This is a genomic window from Brevundimonas sp., assembly GCF_003248455.1.
In the GTDB taxonomy this organism is placed as follows: domain Bacteria; phylum Pseudomonadota; class Alphaproteobacteria; order Caulobacterales; family Caulobacteraceae; genus Brevundimonas.
The window spans coordinates 114,986-133,062 of the sequence record NZ_QFNM01000004.1 but is presented as its reverse complement, the minus strand read 5'-3'; the positions used below and the strand labels follow the sequence as shown (position 1 = coordinate 133,062).

Below are 18,077 nucleotides of genomic sequence, written 5' to 3'. Positions count from 1 at the left end.
GAGGTTGGACGGTCACGGAACCCTCTTGCAAACGAGGTAATCGAGGGGAGGCACGCTGACGCGGACGCTGGCCGGCGCGGAAGACCCGACCGCGCAGTCGCCGCGCAGAGCCTGCCATCGAAGCGAGCCCGGCTCCACCTCCACCTGGGCCGTGAGGGGCGCGGCGGCGCTGTTGAACAGAACCAGCACCTCGGCGCCGTCGTCCATGAGGCGCGACAGGGCGAACAGGCCGGGCTTGTCGCCATAGGCGCGCACGACCTGGCGGCCGCGACGCAGAGCGGGTTCGGCGGCGCGGATACGGGCCATTTCGGCGATGGCGCGATAAAGCGGTGCCTGGGTCGAATAGGCCGGCTGGCGGCCCCCGACGGGCGTCTCGTCCGCATAGGCGGGCGTCCGGCTGGGCCACATGTCCTGGCGCGCGTTTCCATAGCCGCCCGCGCCGGCGAACCCCTGTTCGTCGCCGTAATAGAGGGTGGGCACGCCCCGGCTGAACATCATCAGCGCATGGGCCAGCTTGATTCGCGCCAGAAGTTCGGCGTCGTCGGCGTCCGGGTTGGCCTGTTTCACGAAGAAGCCGATCCGGCCCATGTCGTGATTGCCCAGAAAGGTCGGCAGAATGGCGGCGGTGTCGGCGCCCTTGTCATAGACGGCGTCGGCGTCGAACAGCCGGGCCAGGGCGCCGGTCCCGATCTTGCCCGCCGCGACGTCGGCCGCCTGTTTCTGGAACGGGAAGTCCAGCACGGCCGGATAGGCGTCGGTCCGGGTGAAGCGCGCCGTCACCGCCGGATCGGGATCGTAGACCTCGCCGAAGATGTGGAAGTTCGGGATGCCCTTGGCCTGCGCCCGCTCCAGCATGGCGGGGATGAAGGCCTGCCAGAATTCCGGGTTCACATGACGGGCCGTGTCGATGCGGAAGCCGTCGACGCCGTATTTGTCGATCCAGCCGCCGAAGATCTCGATCATGCCCTGAATCACCACCGGGTCCTCGGTCATCAGGTCGTCGAGACCCGCGAAGTCGCCGTCCAGCGAACTTTCGCCCGAAAATGTGCTTTCGCCGCGGTTATGATAGCGGATGGGGTCGTTCAGCCAGGCCGGAACCTTGACGGTCTCCTCGCCCGCCGGAACGTAAGGGGTGTAGGCGTAGTCGGGCCGGGTCAGGCGCGAGAAGTCGCGGCCGTCGAAACCGTCGTTGATCGGCGCCCCGTCGATCCCGCCCTTGCGGACATAGGGATAGTCGGCGCGGCTGCGGTAGGCGCAGGGTCGGTCGGGACATTCGCGATAGCGGATCACGTCGGCCGTGTGATTGGCCACGATGTCCAGATAGACCTTCATGCCCCGGGCATGGGCGGCGTCGACCAGGGCGCGCATGGTCGCCTCGTCGCCGAAATGCGGATCGACCGCAGTGAAGTCGGTGATCCAGTAGCCGTGGTGGGCCGCGCCGGTATAGTCGCCGTGCGTCTGGACCGGCTTGTTCTTGAAGATCGGCGCCAGCCAGACGGCTGTGGCGCCCAGGCCCTGAATATAGTCCAGCCGCTGGATCACCCCGGCCAGGTCGCCGCCGTGATAGAAGTCGGCGTCTGTCGGGTCGAAACCGCTGACCAGCCGCTGGGGCGCATAGCCGCCGTGGTCGTTGGCGGGGTCGCCGTTGGCGAACCGATCCGGCAGCAGGAAATAGATCACCTCGTCCTGCGGCGGGCGCTGGCGCAGGGCCTCCAGCACGGCGGGCGTCGGGGCGGCGACGGCCGGGCCCCCGGCGGTCGACAGCAAGGCCGCCGCAGCCGCGACCGAGCGCCAAACGTTCCGCCTCCTGCCTCTCTCGCTCATCGCTTCCTCCCTCACGTCTGGCCGATGCAAAGCCTTCCAGATCAGTTTGCAAGATTTTGCAGCAATGTTCCGACCTGTCAACGCGGCTCGTTTTTGCTGCGATGCAAACATGATGCGGGGTTTCTGCCGCAATGCAGCTTGGAGAAACGAAAATATCCCGCCCGCTTGGCGGCCGCGATGGGCGCGCAACATTAACTGCTTGCAAGGTTCGCGAAGATTTGCATATTTTTGCGACGGCTTAGGGTCGCGACGTTCAGAAACGCGATCAGCCCCAGGGAGGATGATCATGTTCCAACGTCTCAACCGTCGCGCACGTCTGCTGTCGGGCGCCGCCTTCGGCGCCGCCGCCGTCATGGCCGTCGGCTCGGCCCACGCCCAGACCGCCGCGACCACGGGCCAGGCCGCGAGCCAGGCCGGCGACCAACCGACCGAGGTCGGCGAAATCGTCGTCACCGGCATCCGCCGCTCGATCGAGGCGTCGATCTCGGCCAAGGCCAACAACACCTCGATCGTGGAAGTCATTTCCTCGGAAGACATCGGCAAGCTGCCCGATGTCTCGATCGCCGAATCGCTGGCGCGCCTGCCGGGCGTGACGATGCAGCGGCTGGACGGCCGCAGCCAGGCGATCTCGATCCGCGGCCTGGGGCCGGACTTCACCACCGCCCTGCTGAACGGGCGCGAACTGGTCACGACCGGCGACAACCGCGGCGTCGAGTTCGACCAGTTCCCCGCCGAGCTGCTCTCGAGCGTCGTCGTCTACAAGACCCCGGATTCGGCCCTGATCGGTCAGGGGCTGGGCGGCACCGTCGATCTGCGCACCGTGCGCCCGCTGGCCTATGGCCGCCAGGCCATCGCCCTGAACTATCGCCACGAGTGGAACGACATCGGCGCCCTGAACTCGGGCACCACCGACAAGGGCGACCGCTACACCGTCTCCTACGTCGACCAGTTCCTGGACGGCACCCTGGGCGTGGCCCTGGGTTACGCCCACATGAGCTCGCCCTATCAGTCCGAGCGGTTCAACAGCTGGGGCTATCCGAACCATACCGATGGCAATCTGCTGACGGGCGGCGTCAAACCCTACGTCATGTCGTCGGAGCTGGAGCGCGACGGCTATATGGGCGTGCTGGAATGGCGCCCGAACGACCGCATCCACTCCACCATCGACGCCTTCTATTCCGAGTTCAAGAACACCCAGGTTCTGCGCGGAATCGAATTCCCGCTGGCCTGGGGCGGTTCGGCAGGGAACTGCACCGTGAACGTGCCGTCGGCGATCTGCCGTCCGGGGCCGTCGCTGCGTCCCGGCTATACCGTCGAAGACGGCCTGATCGTCGCGGGGACCTGGGACAACATCAAGGGCGTGGTCCGCAACGACCTGAACAAGCGCGACAGCAACATCACGGCCCTGGGCTGGAACACCGAGTTCACCCTGAACGACGACTGGTCGGCGAACCTGGACCTCAGCTATTCGAAGGTCGAGCGCAACGACATCATCCTGGAAACCAACGCCGGCACGGGCCGCAACATCAACGGCGCTCTGGACACCCTGGGCTTCCAACTGACCGGCGACGGCGTGACCCGCTTCACCAGCCGCCTGAACTACGCCGATCCGACCCTGATCAAGATCACCAGCCCGCAAGGCTGGGGCGGCGACGTGATCCCGGAAGGTCAGGCCGGCTACATGAACACTCCGTCCATCGAGGATGAGCTGAAGGCCGCCCGCTTCTCGGTCACGCGCCAACTGCACCAGAGCCCGTTCAAGTCCATCGACTTCGGCTTCAACTACAGCGAACGCCAGAAGAGCTTCGTCAACGATCAATACTATCTCGGCGTCCCCGGCGGCGGCGATCTGACCGTGCCGACCGCCTTCCTGCTGGACCCGACCGACCTGGGCTATCTCGGCATCTCGCAGGTGCTGAGCTATGACGCCCTGGGCCTGGTCAACAGCGGCGCGTTGAATCGCATCCGCAATCCCAACGCCGACGTCGCCGCCGGCAACTGGGAAGTGACGGAAAAGGTCTCGACCGCCTATGTTCGCGCCAATATCGACCACAACCTGTTCGGCATGCCTCTGACCGGCAACGTCGGCATGCAGTTCGTCTATACGGACCAAAGCTCGTCGGGCTTCTCGGCGCGTCAGGTCGCGCCGGGCGTGTCCCAAACGGTCGCCGTTTCGGGCGGCAAGGACTATCTGGAAATCCTGCCCAGCTCGAACTTCATCCTGCAGGTGGCGGACGACAGCTTCGTGCGTTTCGCGGCGGCCCGCACCCTGGCCCGCGCCCGCATGAATGATATGCGTGCTTCGCGGAACTACTTCTTCGACAACGGCAAGAACGTGCCGGGCGCCACGGCCGACCAGAACTCTCCTTGGAGCGCCTCGGGCGGCAATCCGACGCTGAACCCCTATATCGCTGATGTCGCGGACATTTCGTTTGAGAAGTATTTCGCCAATCGGAAGGGCTACATCTCGCTGGCGGCCTTCTACAAGCATCTGGAAAGCTACGTTTATACCCACGACCAGATCTTTGACTTCACCGGCTATCCGACCGGCGGCGTGACCCCTGTCATCAACTTTGGTCAGTCGTCGGCCCCCGACAACGGCGAAGGCGGCTGGATCAAGGGTCTAGAACTGTCGATCTCGGCGCCGTTCGACATCTTCCATCCCGCTCTGGAAGGCTTCGGCGCCCAGTTCAGCGCCTCCACGACCGACAGCGAGGTTCAGCCCGATCCGACCCAGCCGCCCACGCCGCTAACGGGTTTGTCGGAGAACGTGATCAACGGTTCGCTCTACTATGAACGTTACGGTTTCCAGTCGCGGATTTCGGCGCGGTATCGCTCGGATTTCCTCGGTGAGGTTTCCGGGTTCGACAATGGTCGCGTCTTGCGTTCGGTTGCGGCGGAAACCGTGGTCGACGCCCAGGTCGGTTACGAGTTCCAGTCCGGCCCGCTGGAGGGCCTGTCCATCCTGGCCCAGGTCAACAACCTGACCGACGAACCGTTCAAGACGTTCGAGAACGGCGATGAGCGTCGCACCATCGACTACCAGAGCTACGGCCGCACCTTCGCGGTGGGCATGAACTACCGCTTCTGATCCTCCCTCTCTTCTGAGCAGACTTGGGCCGCCCCGTTCGCGAGGCGGCCCTTTTTTTCGAACCGGACGCGGCGGATCGGAAAAGTTTCGTTACAGGGCGTGCTTTTCGGCTGGACGCATGGCGCGCGATGTCGGAACCACGTCAGCCTGAGAACCGCGCGACCACAGCGCGGCCGCTTCTACATTCATTGGGGGATCGATCCATGACCACGCCGGATACCGGAAAACGCCAGGGCGCGGGGCTGGCCTTCGCCTATGTCACCACCCTGTTCTTCGCCTGGGGCTTCGCCACTTCGCTGATCGATCCGCTGATCGCGGCGGTGAAGCGCGTGTTCGACCTGAACAACGCCGAAGCCTTCCTGACCACCTTCGCCTGGTTCATCGCCTATGGGCTGATGTCGCTGCCGGCCGCCTCGGTGCTGAGCAAGCTGGGCTACAGCCGATCCATCATCGGCGCCCTGATCGTCATGGTGGCGGGCTGCCTGATCGTGCCGGCCGCGACGGCCGCCGACTGGTATCCGGGCGTGCTGGTCGCCCTGTTCGTCATCGCCTCGGGCGTGACCCTGCTTCAGGTCGCCGCCAACCCGCTGGTCGCCGAACTGGGCAGCCGCAAGGGCGCGTCCAGCCGCCTCAACCTGTCGCAGGCCTTCAACTCGCTGGGCACGACGGTCGGGCCCTGGCTGGGATCGCATGTGCTGCTGACCGGCGGGGTGTTCGCCGCCGGCGCCGTCGTCACCGCCGCCACCCGCACCCAGTCGCTGCGCAGCATCGACATGGCCTTTTTGGGCATGGGCGCCTTCTTCGCCCTGGTCGCCGTCTTCATCTTCACGGCGCGCAAGAAAATCAATGCGGCGGCCCCCGCCGCGACCGAGGCGGTTTCGCCGCTGAAAGCCCTGTCCTCGCCCTGGGCCGTGTTCGGCGCCCTGGCCATCTTCCTCTATGTCGGATCCGAGGTGGCCATCGGCGGGATGCTGACCAACTTCCTGGAAAGCCCCGAAATCCTGAACGCCCCCATCGAGACGGCGGGCAAGATGGTGGCCCTGTACTGGGGCGGAGCCATGGTCGGCCGCTTCATCGGCTCGGCGGTGCTGACGCGCGTGCGTCCGGGGATCGTGCTGGCCTTCTGCACGGTCGCGGCCGCCGTCCTGTGCCTGGTCGTCAGCCAGCTGGGCGGTCCGACGGCGGCCTATGCGGTCCTGTCCATCGGCCTGTTCAACTCGATCATGTTCCCGACCATCTTCACCCTGACGCTGGAGCGGTCGACGGCGCCGACCTCGGCGACCTCGGGGCTTCTGGTGTTCGGCATCATCGGCGGCGCCCTGCTGCCCCAGGTCGCCGCCCGCATCGCCGATGCGGCGGGCAGCCTGCAGCCGGCCTTCGTCGTGCCGATGTTGGGCTATGTGGGACTGACGATCTTCGCCATCGCCTGCGTCCGCACCCGGGCGCGGGCCGAGGCGACCACGACCGCATCGCACTAAAGGCGGTCGCCGCACGAACCAAAGGGCGCGCAAGGCCAGCCTTCCGCGCCCTTTGTCGTTTTCGAAACGGAGGCCTCAGCCGTCGATCAGGGACTGCAGGATCACCGCCAGCCGGTCGCGCATCTGCTCGCACTGGGCCGGTTCGATGTCGAACGTGCCGCCGCCCAGCTCGCGGCTGATCGACATGCCCATGATGAAGCCGGCCAGCAGGCGCGCGCGCACCGTCGCATCCGTTCCGCTCAGCCAGTCCTCCAGCGGTCCGAAGAATTGGGTCGTGCAGGTGGTCTGCACCATTTCGGACGCCTTGGCGGAGCCGATCGAGCGCAGCATGATCGACATCCCCTTCAGCTTGTCGGCCTTCTTGGGTTCGAAAACGATCTCATGCGCCACCCGGCGTCCGAAGTCCGCCTTGTCGCCCGACATCAGTTCGCTGCCGTCGCCGCAGCTGTCCAAGGCGGCCAGGAACAGGTCGTCCTTGGACCCGAAATAGCGGCTTATCAGGGCCGCATCGACGCCGACGTCACGGGCGATGTCGCGCATGCCGACATCGTCATAGCTCTCGGCCGCGAACCGCTCACGCGCGGCCTCGAGAATGGCCGTGCGCGTGGCGGCGGCGTTTCTCGGGCGGGGGCCGGGGCATAACAAGGCAATAACACTCCACAGGAACAATAACCGCAAACCCCATATGGCTTTGACAACGTCTGTTGACAAGCGCTTCGGCCCCGACCATTAAGTCACCATGCGTTGAAACGGCCGCCTCCCCATCGGCCTACGTCCGCTTGACTGGAATTTGACCTCCGACAGGGAGATTGCGCAGATGCGCGGGCTGAAGATTGCGGCCGTGTCCGTCATGGTGACGGGTGCGCTTTATGGTTGTTCGCCTAAGGCGGAGGCTCCGGCGCAAGGCGCCCCGCCGGTGACGGTGGCCACGCCGCTGCAGCAGAAGGTGCGCGACTGGGACGAGTTCACGGGCCGCTTCGAGGCGATCGAAAGCGTGGACGTGCGCGCGCGCGTCGGCGGCTATATCCAGGCGGTTCATTTCCGCGACGGCCAGATGGTGCAGCGCGGACAGCTCCTGTTCACCCTGGACCCGCGTCCGGCCCAGGCCGCCCTGGCCCAGGCCCAGGCCCAGGTCGCCCAGATGCAGTCGCAACTGACCCTGGCCCGCGCCAACCTGGCCCGCAGCGAGACCCTGCTGGCCTCCCAGGCGGTGTCCAGGGCCGAGTATGACGCCAACAAGGCGGCCGTAGAGGCGGCCCAGGCCAATCTGACCGCCGCCAACGCCGCGGTCCGCACCGCGCGCCTGAACCTGGACTACACCCGCGTCACGGCGCCGACCTCGGGTCGGGTGTCGGACCGGCGCGTCGATCCCGGCAACGTCATCGCCGGCGGATCGTCGGCCGGCGACGTGCTGACCACCATCATCTCGGGCGGCCCGATCCACTTCGTCTTCGACGGGTCCGAGGCGGTCCTGTTGAAATATCTGCGCGAGGGCGGCGCCAACCAGGGCGCCGTGGTCAATGTGCGCCTGCAGGACGAAAGCACCTACAAGCACACCGGCCGTCTGGACTTCTCGGACAACGCGGTGGACACGGCGTCCGGCGTCATCCGCCTGCGCGCCATCCTGCCCAACGCCGACGGTTTCCTGCGCCCCGGCATGTTCGGCAGCGCCCAGGTCGCCGGCGCCGGCGCCTACGACGCGCTGCTGGTGCCGGATTCGGCCATTGGCACCGACCAGACCCGCCGCACCGTGGCCGTCGTCAACGCCGACGGGACCGTGACCAACAAGGCGGTTCAGCTGGGTCCGATCGTCCAGGGCCTGCGCGTCGTCCGTTCGGGCCTGGCGCCGACCGACCGCGTCATCATCGCCGGCCTGCAACGCGCCGCCCAGCCGGGCTCCAAGGTCACGCCCAAGACCGGCAGGATCACGCCGGTCGCCGCCGCCGCTTCTCCCGCGCCCGTCACCCAGGCGGCCCCGGCCTCCAGCGCCTCGTTCGCCAACGCCCTCCCCACTGGCGGTTAAGCCATGAACATTTCTCGTTTCTTCATCGATCGGCCGATCTTCGCGGCCGTGATCGCGGTGGTGATCTCCATCATCGGCGTGGCCGCCTATCCGCTGCTGCCCCTATCGCAGTACCCGGAGATCGCCCCGCCGACGATCACCATCAACGCCTCCTACCCCGGCGCCTCGGCCGAGACCCTGGCCGAGACCGTCGCCGCCCCCATCGAGCAGGAGGTGAACGGCGTCGAGGACATGCTCTACATCTCCTCTTCCTCGACCTCCGAAGGGGCGGTGGCCATCACCGTGACCTTCCAGCCCGGCACCGATCTGGACGCCGCCCAGGTGCTGGTCCAGAACCGGGTCGCCCTGGCCGAGCCGCGCCTGCCCGACGCCGTGCGACAGACCGGCGTGGTGGTCAACAAGGCCGAGAGCGGCTTCCTGATGATCCTGGGCCTGACCTCGCCCGACGGCTCGCTGGATAACGACTATGTCGGCAACTACGCCAACTCGACGCTGCGGGACCGCCTGCTGCGGATCGAGGGCGTGGGGGCGGTCAACGTCTTCGGCGGCGGCAACTATTCGATGCGCGTCTGGATCGACCCAGCCAAGGCGGCCGAGCGCGGCCTGACGGGACCCGACGTCGTCGCCGCCCTGCGCGCGCAGAACGTCCAGGCCGCCGCCGGCTCCATCGGCCAGCCGCCTTTCCCCACCAACGCCGCCGCCTTCCAGTTGCCGGTCCAGGTCCAAGGCCGCCTGAGCGATCCCGACCAGTTCGCCGATGTCGTCCTGAAGACCGACGCCGAAGGGCGTGTGACCCGTCTGCGCGACGTGGCCCGCATCGAACTGGGCGCGCAGGACTACGGCATTCGCGGCTTCTTCGACGGCCAACGCGGCATCGGCGTCGCCATCGTTCAGCAGCCGGGCGCCAATGCGCTGGGCACCGCCCAGCGGGTCCTGCAGGAAGTCGAGGCGATCAAAGCCGAGCTTCCCGCCGGCATGAACATCGCGGTGCCTTACAATCCGACCGAATTCGTCGCGGCCTCGGTGGAATCGGTCGAGCATACGCTGGTCGAGGCTGTCATCCTGGTCGTCATCGTGATCATGGTCTTCCTGCAGACCTGGCGCGCGGCCATCATTCCGATCATCGCCATTCCGGTCGCCCTGGTCGGCACCTTCGCGGTGCAGCTGGCGCTGGGCTATTCGATCAACTCCCTGTCGCTGTTCGCCCTGGTTCTGGCGGTCGGCATCGTGGTCGACGACGCCATCGTCGTGGTCGAGAACGTGGAGCGGGCCATCAGCGAGGGACTCAGTCCCAAGGAGGCCGCCTATCGCTCGATGCAGGAGGTGTCCGGCGCCCTGATCGCCATCGGCCTGGTGCTGATCTCGGTGTTCATCCCGACCATGTTCCTGCCCGGCATCCCCGGCATCTTCTACCGCCAGTTCGCAGTGGTGATCGCTTCGGCCTCGGTCATTTCGCTGTTCGTCTCCCTGACCCTGTCGCCCGCCATGGCCGCCCTCTTGCTGAAGCCGCACAAGGATCACCATGAGCATGCCCGCAAGCCGGGCGTCTGGGGCACGATCGTCTATTACGGCGGCTGGGCCGGACGTAAGTTCAACGAGGGCTTCGACTGGCTGTCGGACCGCTACGGCCGCCTGACCGCGCGTCTGGTTCGCACGGTGGGCCTGGTGCTGGTCGTCTACGTCGGCCTGCTGGGCCTGACGGCCTGGCGTCTGATCGACACGCCCTCGGGCTTCATCCCCGAGCAGGATCAGGGCTTCCTGATCGGCGTGATCCAGCTTCCGGCCGGTTCTTCGCTGGACCGCACCGAGGATGTGATGCAGCGCGCCCGCCAGATCATTCAGGACACCGACGGCGTCAACGGCACCGTGGCCTTCGCCGGCCTGGACGGGTCCAGCTTCTCGTTCGGCTCCAACGCCGCCACCATCTTCGTGCGTCTGAATCCGTTCGAGGATCGCACCAAGGAGGAGGCCGCCACCGCCCTGGCCGGCGCCATCACCCAGGCGACCGGGCAGATCGAGGACGCGCAGATCTTCGTCATCGCCCCGCCGGCGGTCCAGGGTCTGGGCACCGGCAACGGCTTCTCGATGATGATCCAGGACCGCGACGGGGCCGGTTATCGCGCGCTGGAAGGGGCGACCTTCGCCATGATGGGGGCGGCCGCCCAGGCACCGACCGAGGTGAGCCAGGTCTTCTCGACCTATAACACCGCCTCTCCGCGCGTGACCGCCGACGTCGACCGCAGCAAGGCGCTGATGCTGGGCGTCCAGCCCAGCGCGGTGTTCGATACGCTGGGGGTCTATCTGGGGTCGTCCTACGTCAACGACTTCAACATGCTGGGCCGCACCTTCCGCGTGACGGCCCAGGCCGAGCCGCAGTACCGCGACGACATCGCCGACATCGCCAACCTGAAGACCCGCTCGTCCTCGGGAGCCATGGTGCCGATCGGTTCCGTCGCCAACCTGATCGACGACTCCGGCCCGTCGCGGATCGTCCGCTACAACCTGTTCCCGGCGGCCGAGCTTCAGGGCAACGCCGCGCCTGGGGTATCGTCCGGCCAGGCGCTGCAGATCATGGAGAACATGGCCGCCCAGACCCTGCCCCAGGGCTTCTCCTACGAATGGACGGGTCTGGCCTATCAGCAGAAGGCGGCCGGTTCGGGCGCGACGCTCATCTTCGTGATGGCGGTGGTGTTCGTCTTCCTGGTGCTGGCGGCGCAGTATGAGGCGTTCACCCTTCCGCTGGCGGTCATCCTGATCGTGCCCATGTGTCTGCTGGCGGCCATTCTGGGGGTCAATCTGCGCGGCCTGGACAACAACATCCTGGTCCAGATCGGGCTGGTGGTGCTGATCGCGCTCGCGGCCAAGAACGCCATCCTGATCGTGGAGTTCGCCAAACAGGCCGAGGAAGAGCATGGCATGAACCGGTTCGATGCGGCGGTCGCCGCCGCCCGGACCCGCCTGCGCCCGATCCTGATGACGTCGTTCGCCTTCATCCTGGGCGTCGTGCCCCTGATGCTGGCGACGGGGCCGGGGGCCGAGATGCGCCAATCGCTGGGCACCTCCGTCTTCTCGGGGATGCTGGGCGTGACCTTCTTCGGCCTGATCTTCACCCCGGTCTTCTATGTGGTCTGCCGCTGGCTTTCCTCCAAGCTGCCGCAGGGCCACAATCCCGGACCCAAGCCGACCTCGAACCCTGATCGGATCGAGCGTTACGACGAAACCAGCGACCTGACCGATCCGAACGCGCCTGCGCCCGCGACCGGCCGGGGAGGGGATATCTGATGAGCCGCAATCGAACCCTCAGCCTTCTGGGCGCCGCGGCGTCCAGCGCCCTCGTGGCCGCCTGCGCGGTCGGGCCGAAGGCGCCGCCGGCGGACTTGCCGACGGCCGGAACCGGCGCCTTCGTCGGCTCGACCAGCCCCGTCGTCTCGACCGCTGCGGCGCGCGACGACTGGTGGCGGCTTTACGACGATCCGCAGCTGGACGCCCTGATCCAGCAGGCCTTCGCCGAGAACAACCAGTTGGAGGCGGCCTTCGCCAATCTGCGCGCGGTGCGGGCGTCGCTGTCGGAGGCGCGCGTCGGCCGCTTCCCCACCACGACCACCAGCGCCCAGGCCCAGCGCAGCCGCGCCTCGGCCGCCACGGTCCAGGGGTTGCCGGCCGGCGAAGAGGCTCCCGAGATCGACACCTACGACGTGGGCGTGCAGGCGGCCTACGAGGTCGATCTGTTCGGCCGGGTGGAATCAACCATCCGCGCCGCCCGCGCCGACGCCCGCGCCGCCGAGGCCGCCCTGGCCACGGTCCAGGTGACGGTCGCGGCCGAAACGGCCCGCGCCTATGCCGACGCCTGCTCGGCCAACGCCCAGATCGCGGTGGCCGAGCGGACGCTTGAGCTGCAACGCAACACCGCCAATCTGACCCAGACCCTGCTGGACGGCGGTGCAGGAACGGGGCTGGACGTGGCCGGCGCCCGCGCGGCCGTGGCCCAGACGGCGGCGACGCTGCCGACCCTGCGCGCGGCTCGCAACGAGGCGCTGTTCCGCCTGTCCACCCTGATCGGCCGCACCCCGGCCGAGGCCAGCCAGGCCGCGGCCGCCTGCGTCCGGCCGCCCCAGCTCAGCCAGCCCATCCCGGTCGGCGACGGCGCGGCCCTGTTGGCGCGTCGCCCCGACGTGCGCCAGGCCGAGGCCGAACTGGCCGCCGCCGCCGCCCGCGTGAACGTGGCCACCGCCAATCTGTTTCCGCAGATCAGCCTGGGCGGGTCCTACGGCTCGACCGCGCTGGACTCGGGCGAGTTGGGCGACGACCAGAACTTCCGCTTCAGCTTCGGCCCGCTGATCAGCTGGTCCTTCCCCAACGTCTTCGCCGCCCGCGCCCAGATCAGGGCCGCCGGCGCCCGTTCCGACGCGGCGCTGGCGACCTTCGACCAGACGGTTCTGACGGCGCTTCAGGAAACCGAGACGGCGCTTTCCAACTACGCCAACGAGCTGGACCGCCGCGCGGCCCTGACCGAGGCGCGCGACCAGGCGGCCCGCGCCGCCGAATTGTCGCGGCAGCGCTTCAACGCCGGGGCCGACAGCTTTCTGCTGGTGCTGGACGCCGAGCGCACCCAGGCGGCGGCCGAGGCGGCGTTGGCCCAGTCGGACGCTCTTGTCACCACCTACCAGATCGCCCTGTTCCGCGCTCTGGCCGGCGGCTGGCAGGCCGACGGCTGACGCTGGCGCGATCTACCGATCAAAGGGGCCGGGCGATGCGTCGCCCGGCCCTTTTTCGTTCGTCCACAATCGGCGCCGTCTCTGGTGTTCCGCTTTTGTTCCGTTCGTGCTCTAAACGCCTCTGCGGTCGTGGCGCGATGGAGGATCAGATGAACGATGCGATACTGGCCGATATGATGGCCGAACTGGACGCCGAACTGGCGCGGGCCGAGCCGTCGCTGCCGGCCTGCCCCGAGCAGATCCGTCAGGCCGAGATCCTGCGCGCCCTGGCCCTGGGCCTGGGCAACTTCGAGCGGATGCGCGCCCATGACGCCCATCTGCTGGCGGCGCGCCTGTCGATGCGGCGCAGGGCCGCCTAGCTGCTGACCGCCGCTAGGGTTTGCGCTTGAAGGTTTCGCCGACGGCCGATGCATCCGGGCCGTCCGGGCCGGCGCTCTGCTGTTCGGCCTCGCCTACGGCCTTTACGGCCTTGTCCGACGTGGCGGGGTCTGGCTTGCCGGCGGGGTCGGCTCCGTTCTTTTCGCGGCCTTCGGTCTGTTGGCGGTCCATGATGCGCTCCTGATTTTCGAAAGAGGAGCGCGGCGCGGCCGATCCCGTTCCGTCGGGCCGCCGTTCAGCCCGCCGTGTTCACCCTGGCCACCACCGACATTCCCGGCGCCAGGCGCTGGGCGGCGGCCTGACCGGGGTCGATACGGATGCGCACGGGGATGCGCTGGGCGACCTTGGTGAAGTTGCCGGTGGCGTTGTCGGGACGGATGACGCTGAATTCGGACCCGGCGGCCGGGGCGATGCGCTCGACCCGGCCGGTCAGGCGCTGGCCGCCCAGGGCGTCGACGGTGAGGATCACGGGCTGGCCGACGCGGATGTCGCGCATCTGCGTCTCCTTCATATTGGCCGTGACCCAGACCACGTCGGGCACCAGGCCCATCAGCTGGGTGCCGGCGGTGACATACTGGCCCTGGCGCACGCCGACCTCGCTCAGACGACCGGGGCGGGGGGCGACGATGCGGGTGTTGGCCAGGTCGATCTGGGCCAGGCGCACGGCGGCGCGCGCATTCTCCACGGCGGCGGCCAGGCTGTCGCGACCGACGACGGCGGAGGCGACGCCGGTCTGGGCGATGCCCTCGGCGGCGCGGGCCTGGGCGAGTTGGGCCTGGGCGCTGCGCAGGGCGGCCTCGGCGATGTCGACATTGGATTGCGACACCCAGCCGCCGGCCTTCAGGGTGCGGGCGCGATCGGCGTCGGCCTGGGCGCGGGTCAGGGTCGCCTCGGCGGCGGCGATGGAGGCGCGCTGCTGGGCCACCGATCCGCGCGCCGACGCCTGGGTCTGGGTAGAGTTGGACAGGGCCGCCTCGGCCGAGTGCAGGTTGGCCTCGGCCTGCTCCAGCCGCTGGCGATAGATGCGGTCGTCGACCTGGGCCAGCAACTGGCCCTGTCGCACCATCTGAAAGTCCTGGACCGGAACGTCGGTGACATAGCCGCTGACCTGCGGGCTGATCAGCGTCACCTGGCCGCGCACATAGGCGTTGTCGGTCCGCTGGATATGGCCGGTGAAGGGCGGCAACTGCCAAGCGTAAAGCACCAGGCCGACGGCCGCCACCGCCACGCAGGCCGCGATCACCGACCACAGCACGCGCTTCTTCGGTTCAGGCGCGGGCGCGGCCTGGGGGGCGGCGGGAGCGGGTGCGGGGGCGGCGGTGTCGGTCATGGCGGGGTCAGCTTTCGAAATTCAATCGACGGCGGCGGCGGCTGCGGCCTGCCGCTCAGCCAGCCGGGCGTCGCGGCGCGCTTGTTTGCGGGCCTTGAAACGGGGGCGAAGATGGATGGCCGTCACCCAGGCGCAGCCCAGGGCGGCGATGACGGAAACGATCAGAAAGACGTCGTTGTAGGCCAGGATGTTGGCCTGCTGCGTCACCTGGCGGCTCAGCATGGCCACGCCCTCGGCCTTCAGAAGGGCGGGATCGGCGATGACGTGGGCGTAGGCGCCGGACAGCTGGGCCAGGCGCTGGCTGACCAGCGGGTCGACGGCGCTGATCCCGGCCGCCAGTTCGTTGGAATGGAACTTCTCGCGCAGGACCTGGATCGTGCCGACCAGGGCCGAGCCGGCCAGGCCGCCCACGTTCTGCAGCACGCTGAACATGACGATGAAGCTGATCAGGTTGCGCGGATTGGTCTGCAGCACCCGGCCCACGCCGATCAGCAGGGCCGGGCCGACGAACATGGCCGAGGCGAAGGCGACCAGGGCCTGGCTGAAATAAAGCTGGGCCGGGCGCGTCAGTATGGTCGCGTGGCTGTCGATGAAGGCGCCGATGGCGATCAGCCCCAAGGCGATGGCGATGGGCTTGTGCAGCTTGGTCATGTTCAGCGTCAGGGCGCTGACCGCCGTGCCCGCGATCATCGACAAAAGGATCAGCAGGAACAGGCCATGAAGCTGGTCCTGCCCCAGGCCCACGACGCTCAGGAACCCCACGGCCCCCGAGGTCTGTTCCGACAGGGTGACGCGGATCAGGATGATCGCCCCGAACAGGCGCAGCACGTCCCGGCCCGTCAGCCAGCGGGTGTTGATCAGCGGATTGGCGCGGTTGTGCTCGATCACCAGGGCGACCGTCAGCAGCACGATGGAGCCGACCAGCGCCCAGCCGATCCAGGCCGCTTCCGTCCACCAGACGATCCGGCCTAGCCCCAGCACCGCCGCCAGCAGGGCGACGCCCGGCGCGAACAGGGCGAAGGTGACGAAATCCAGCGGCTCGAACAGCTTCAGCCGCTCGGATGGCGGCAGATGCAGCACCTGCACGGCCGCCAAGGCCAGGAGCGCCATGCCCAGTTCGAAGGTGTAGAAGGCCTTCCAGTCGTTCAACTGCAGCAGGGTCGGCATGACCAGGCGCGCCAGCGGCACGGCGAAACTGGCCAGGCCGATCCCGATCACCAGCCCCTTCAGGCGGTGTTTGGCCGGGAAGGCCTGGATCATATAGAGGAAGCCCAGGCTGCTCAGGCCCGCCGCCGCCATGCCGGCCGCCGCGCGCACGACCAGGGTGGATTCGTAGTTGTCGACCAGCAGGTGCGCTGCGCAGGTGGCCACGAACGCCCCCAGGCAAATCTGGGTGAACAGGCGAAGCCCGTACTGCTGGCGGAACTTGACCAGGATCAGGTTCATGCAGGCGTTGGTCATCACGAAGACGACCGGCAGCCACGCCGCCTCGGTCAGGGTGATCCCCAGCGAGCCCTGCAGATTGGCGATGTTGGCGGTGACGGCCGCATTGCCCAGGGCGCCGACCATGGCCACCAGGACGCCGGTCAGGGCGTATTGCACCCTCAGCCAGGCCGGATGGTCCGGCGTGGCGGGCGAGCCGGGCAGGGCGGGCAGTTCGTGCGGCTTCAACGTGGCGACATACTGGTCCCACGGCAGGTGCCAATGACGGTCGACGCGCGCCATCAGCAGGCCCCCGCGCGGGGCCTCAGCCCGTCCAGGATGATGGCGCGGGTGCGTCGCGACACCGCCTGGCGCTCGGCTGCGTCCGCGCCCTGGAAACCGGCGCCTAGCAGCGTGGCGATCAGACGAATGTCCATCGGCCGCAAATCCCCTCTGACCAGGCCGGCCGCCTGGGCCCGCTTCAACGGCGCGGCGCCCGCCTGCATCAAGCTCTGCCGCAGGGGGGTAAGCGCGTCGGGCGAGCGCACGTTCCGCACCACCCCCGCCAGGCCGGCGTTGCGCACCATGTCCTCGGCCAGCCGGTCCAAGAACCAGAAGAAGACGGCCGGATCGTCGCCCTGTTCCTCGGTGCGGCGGCCCAGGTCCGCGACATCGGCTTCCAGAACGGCCAGGGCCAGTTCGCTGCGGTCGGCGAAATGCCGATACAGGGTCCCGCGTCCGACCCCGGCCTTTTCCGCGATCAGGTCCAGCGGCGCGTCCAGCCCTTGTTCGGACAGCACCTCGCGCGCGGCCTCCAGCAGGGCTGCGTGGTTGTGGGCGGCGTCCTTGCGGACGGATTTGGAGGCGGGGCGCGACATGATGTCGCGCTTAAATGGACAACGGTGTCCGTTTTGCAAGAGGCGTTTGAGATTTCGTCATTCGCCCACCGAGGGCCGGCGCGAGGTTGACCTCGGCGCAGACGGCCGGGCGGTCGCGGCGGACTTCGCGTCCGTCGAGGAAAGTCCGGGCTCCACGGTGAAAAGGCGGCGGATAACTTCCGCCCGGGGCGACCCGAGGGATAGCGCCACAGAAAGCAAACCGCCTCCCGTTCGCGGGCGGCAAGGGTGAAAGGGTGGGGTAAGAGCCCACCGCGGACCTGGCGACAGGGACGGCATGGCAAGCCCCGCCTGGAGCAAGACCAAATAGGGACATCGCGCGGGACAGGATTCGTCCTGTTTCGCAGGGCTCACCGCCCCAGATGTCCGGGTAGGTCGCGAGAACCGATCAGCAATGGTCGGTCCAGAGGAATGATCGTCGCCGTCTCGTGCTTCGGCAAGGGGCGGAACAAAACCCGGCTTACAGGCCGTCTGGCATTTTTTATCGCCTTTCGGCTTTCCGCCTGCTCGGGGCCTGCGGACAGGGCGCCTCGCCCGCCGACCCAGCGATCGTCTTGCACGTCGCTGGGTCGGCTGCCGGATTATCCCCGCATTTCAGCGTTCTGACGGGACGTGCACAGGGGGTCGCCCGTTAACTTCTTGTCTGTTCTGGAAAGGTTAGAACCGCTCACAGCCTGTGAATACTTCGTTTGTTCCATGTATGTTCTGGCTTGGCGGGCGTGCTCAAGTCGTCACACGTCAAAACATGGTTAAATCTGGGCTTCGATCCCATTGAGGCCCATTTCATCCCATGCTATCCCAGCTTCATGATTTGGGGCTGAGAGGCGGGCGCGGCGGGCGTTCGCCAAGGCATCTAGGGACGGGCCGAAGGGCTCGATTGGGCAGGGCGTGTTTCTCTCCACCTACGAGAAGCAGCTGGA

12 protein-coding genes and 1 other RNA gene are annotated in these 18,077 nt (G+C 67.7%); 7 read left to right on the top strand and 6 right to left on the bottom strand.

The window, feature by feature from the left end; translation table 11 throughout:
• Positions 1-12 precede the first annotated feature (12 nt).
• Positions 13-1,824, bottom strand: coding sequence for an alpha-amylase family glycosyl hydrolase (locus DI624_RS02540; protein WP_291535824.1), 1,812 nt, complete (start codon positions 1,822-1,824; stop codon positions 13-15).
• A 286-nt stretch (positions 1,825-2,110) separates the two neighbouring features.
• On the opposite strand from DI624_RS02540, the gene DI624_RS02535 reads away from it, so the two are divergent.
• Positions 2,111-4,915, top strand: coding sequence for a TonB-dependent receptor (locus tag DI624_RS02535; RefSeq protein ID WP_291535823.1), 2,805 nt, complete (start codon positions 2,111-2,113; stop codon positions 4,913-4,915).
• Positions 4,916-5,118: 203 nt separating this feature from the next.
• On the top strand, positions 5,119-6,393 hold the full coding sequence (locus tag DI624_RS02530; RefSeq protein WP_291535822.1) for a sugar MFS transporter: 1,275 nt from the start codon (positions 5,119-5,121) through the stop codon (positions 6,391-6,393).
• A 75-nt stretch (positions 6,394-6,468) separates the two neighbouring features.
• Here DI624_RS02530 and DI624_RS02525 read toward each other — a convergent pair whose 3' ends face one another.
• A complete protein-coding gene (locus tag DI624_RS02525; RefSeq protein ID WP_291535821.1) occupies positions 6,469-7,071 on the bottom strand; it encodes a TetR/AcrR family transcriptional regulator in 603 nt (200 codons plus the stop codon).
• Between the two features lie 139 nt (positions 7,072-7,210).
• On the opposite strand from DI624_RS02525, the gene DI624_RS02520 reads away from it, so the two are divergent.
• The 4 genes from DI624_RS02520 (at position 7,211) to DI624_RS02505 (ending at position 13,490) form a co-directional block, all read left to right on the top strand.
• Complete coding sequence (locus tag DI624_RS02520) at positions 7,211-8,416, top strand: efflux RND transporter periplasmic adaptor subunit (RefSeq protein ID WP_291535820.1); 1,206 nt, start codon at positions 7,211-7,213, stop codon at positions 8,414-8,416.
• 3 nt (positions 8,417-8,419) lie between these two features.
• The gene (locus DI624_RS02515; protein WP_291535819.1) at positions 8,420-11,698 is read left to right on the top strand and encodes an efflux RND transporter permease subunit; all 3,279 of its coding nucleotides are present in this window, start codon (positions 8,420-8,422) and stop codon (positions 11,696-11,698) included.
• A complete protein-coding gene (locus DI624_RS02510; RefSeq protein WP_291535818.1) occupies positions 11,698-13,131 on the top strand; it encodes an efflux transporter outer membrane subunit in 1,434 nt (477 codons plus the stop codon). Before DI624_RS02515 ends, DI624_RS02510 begins: the two co-directional genes overlap by 1 nt.
• A gap of 149 nt (positions 13,132-13,280) precedes the next feature.
• Positions 13,281-13,490, top strand: coding sequence for a hypothetical protein (locus DI624_RS02505; RefSeq protein ID WP_291535817.1), 210 nt, complete (start codon positions 13,281-13,283; stop codon positions 13,488-13,490).
• A 13-nt stretch (positions 13,491-13,503) separates the two neighbouring features.
• Here DI624_RS02505 and DI624_RS02500 read toward each other — a convergent pair whose 3' ends face one another.
• The 4 genes from DI624_RS02500 to DI624_RS02485 form a co-directional block, all read right to left on the bottom strand.
• Positions 13,504-13,680: a hypothetical protein gene (locus DI624_RS02500; RefSeq protein ID WP_291535816.1), complete on the bottom strand. Its 177-nt coding sequence runs from the start codon at positions 13,678-13,680 to the stop codon at positions 13,504-13,506.
• 64 nt (positions 13,681-13,744) lie between these two features.
• The gene (locus DI624_RS02495) at positions 13,745-14,839 is read right to left on the bottom strand and encodes an HlyD family secretion protein (protein WP_291535815.1); all 1,095 of its coding nucleotides are present in this window, start codon (positions 14,837-14,839) and stop codon (positions 13,745-13,747) included.
• A 21-nt stretch (positions 14,840-14,860) separates the two neighbouring features.
• Positions 14,861-16,564, bottom strand: a complete 1,704-nt coding sequence (locus DI624_RS02490) for an MFS transporter (protein ID WP_291535814.1) — start codon at positions 16,562-16,564, stop codon at positions 14,861-14,863.
• Entirely contained in the window at positions 16,564-17,139 is a 576-nt protein-coding gene (locus tag DI624_RS02485; protein WP_291535813.1) for a TetR/AcrR family transcriptional regulator, read from the bottom strand. The genes DI624_RS02490 and DI624_RS02485 overlap by 1 nt, the downstream gene beginning before the upstream one ends.
• 97 nt (positions 17,140-17,236) lie before the next feature.
• On the opposite strand from DI624_RS02485, the gene rnpB reads away from it, so the two are divergent.
• An RNA gene (rnpB, locus tag DI624_RS02480) (RNase P RNA component class A) lies at positions 17,237-17,636 on the top strand.
• Positions 17,637-18,077: the final 441 nt, after the last annotated feature.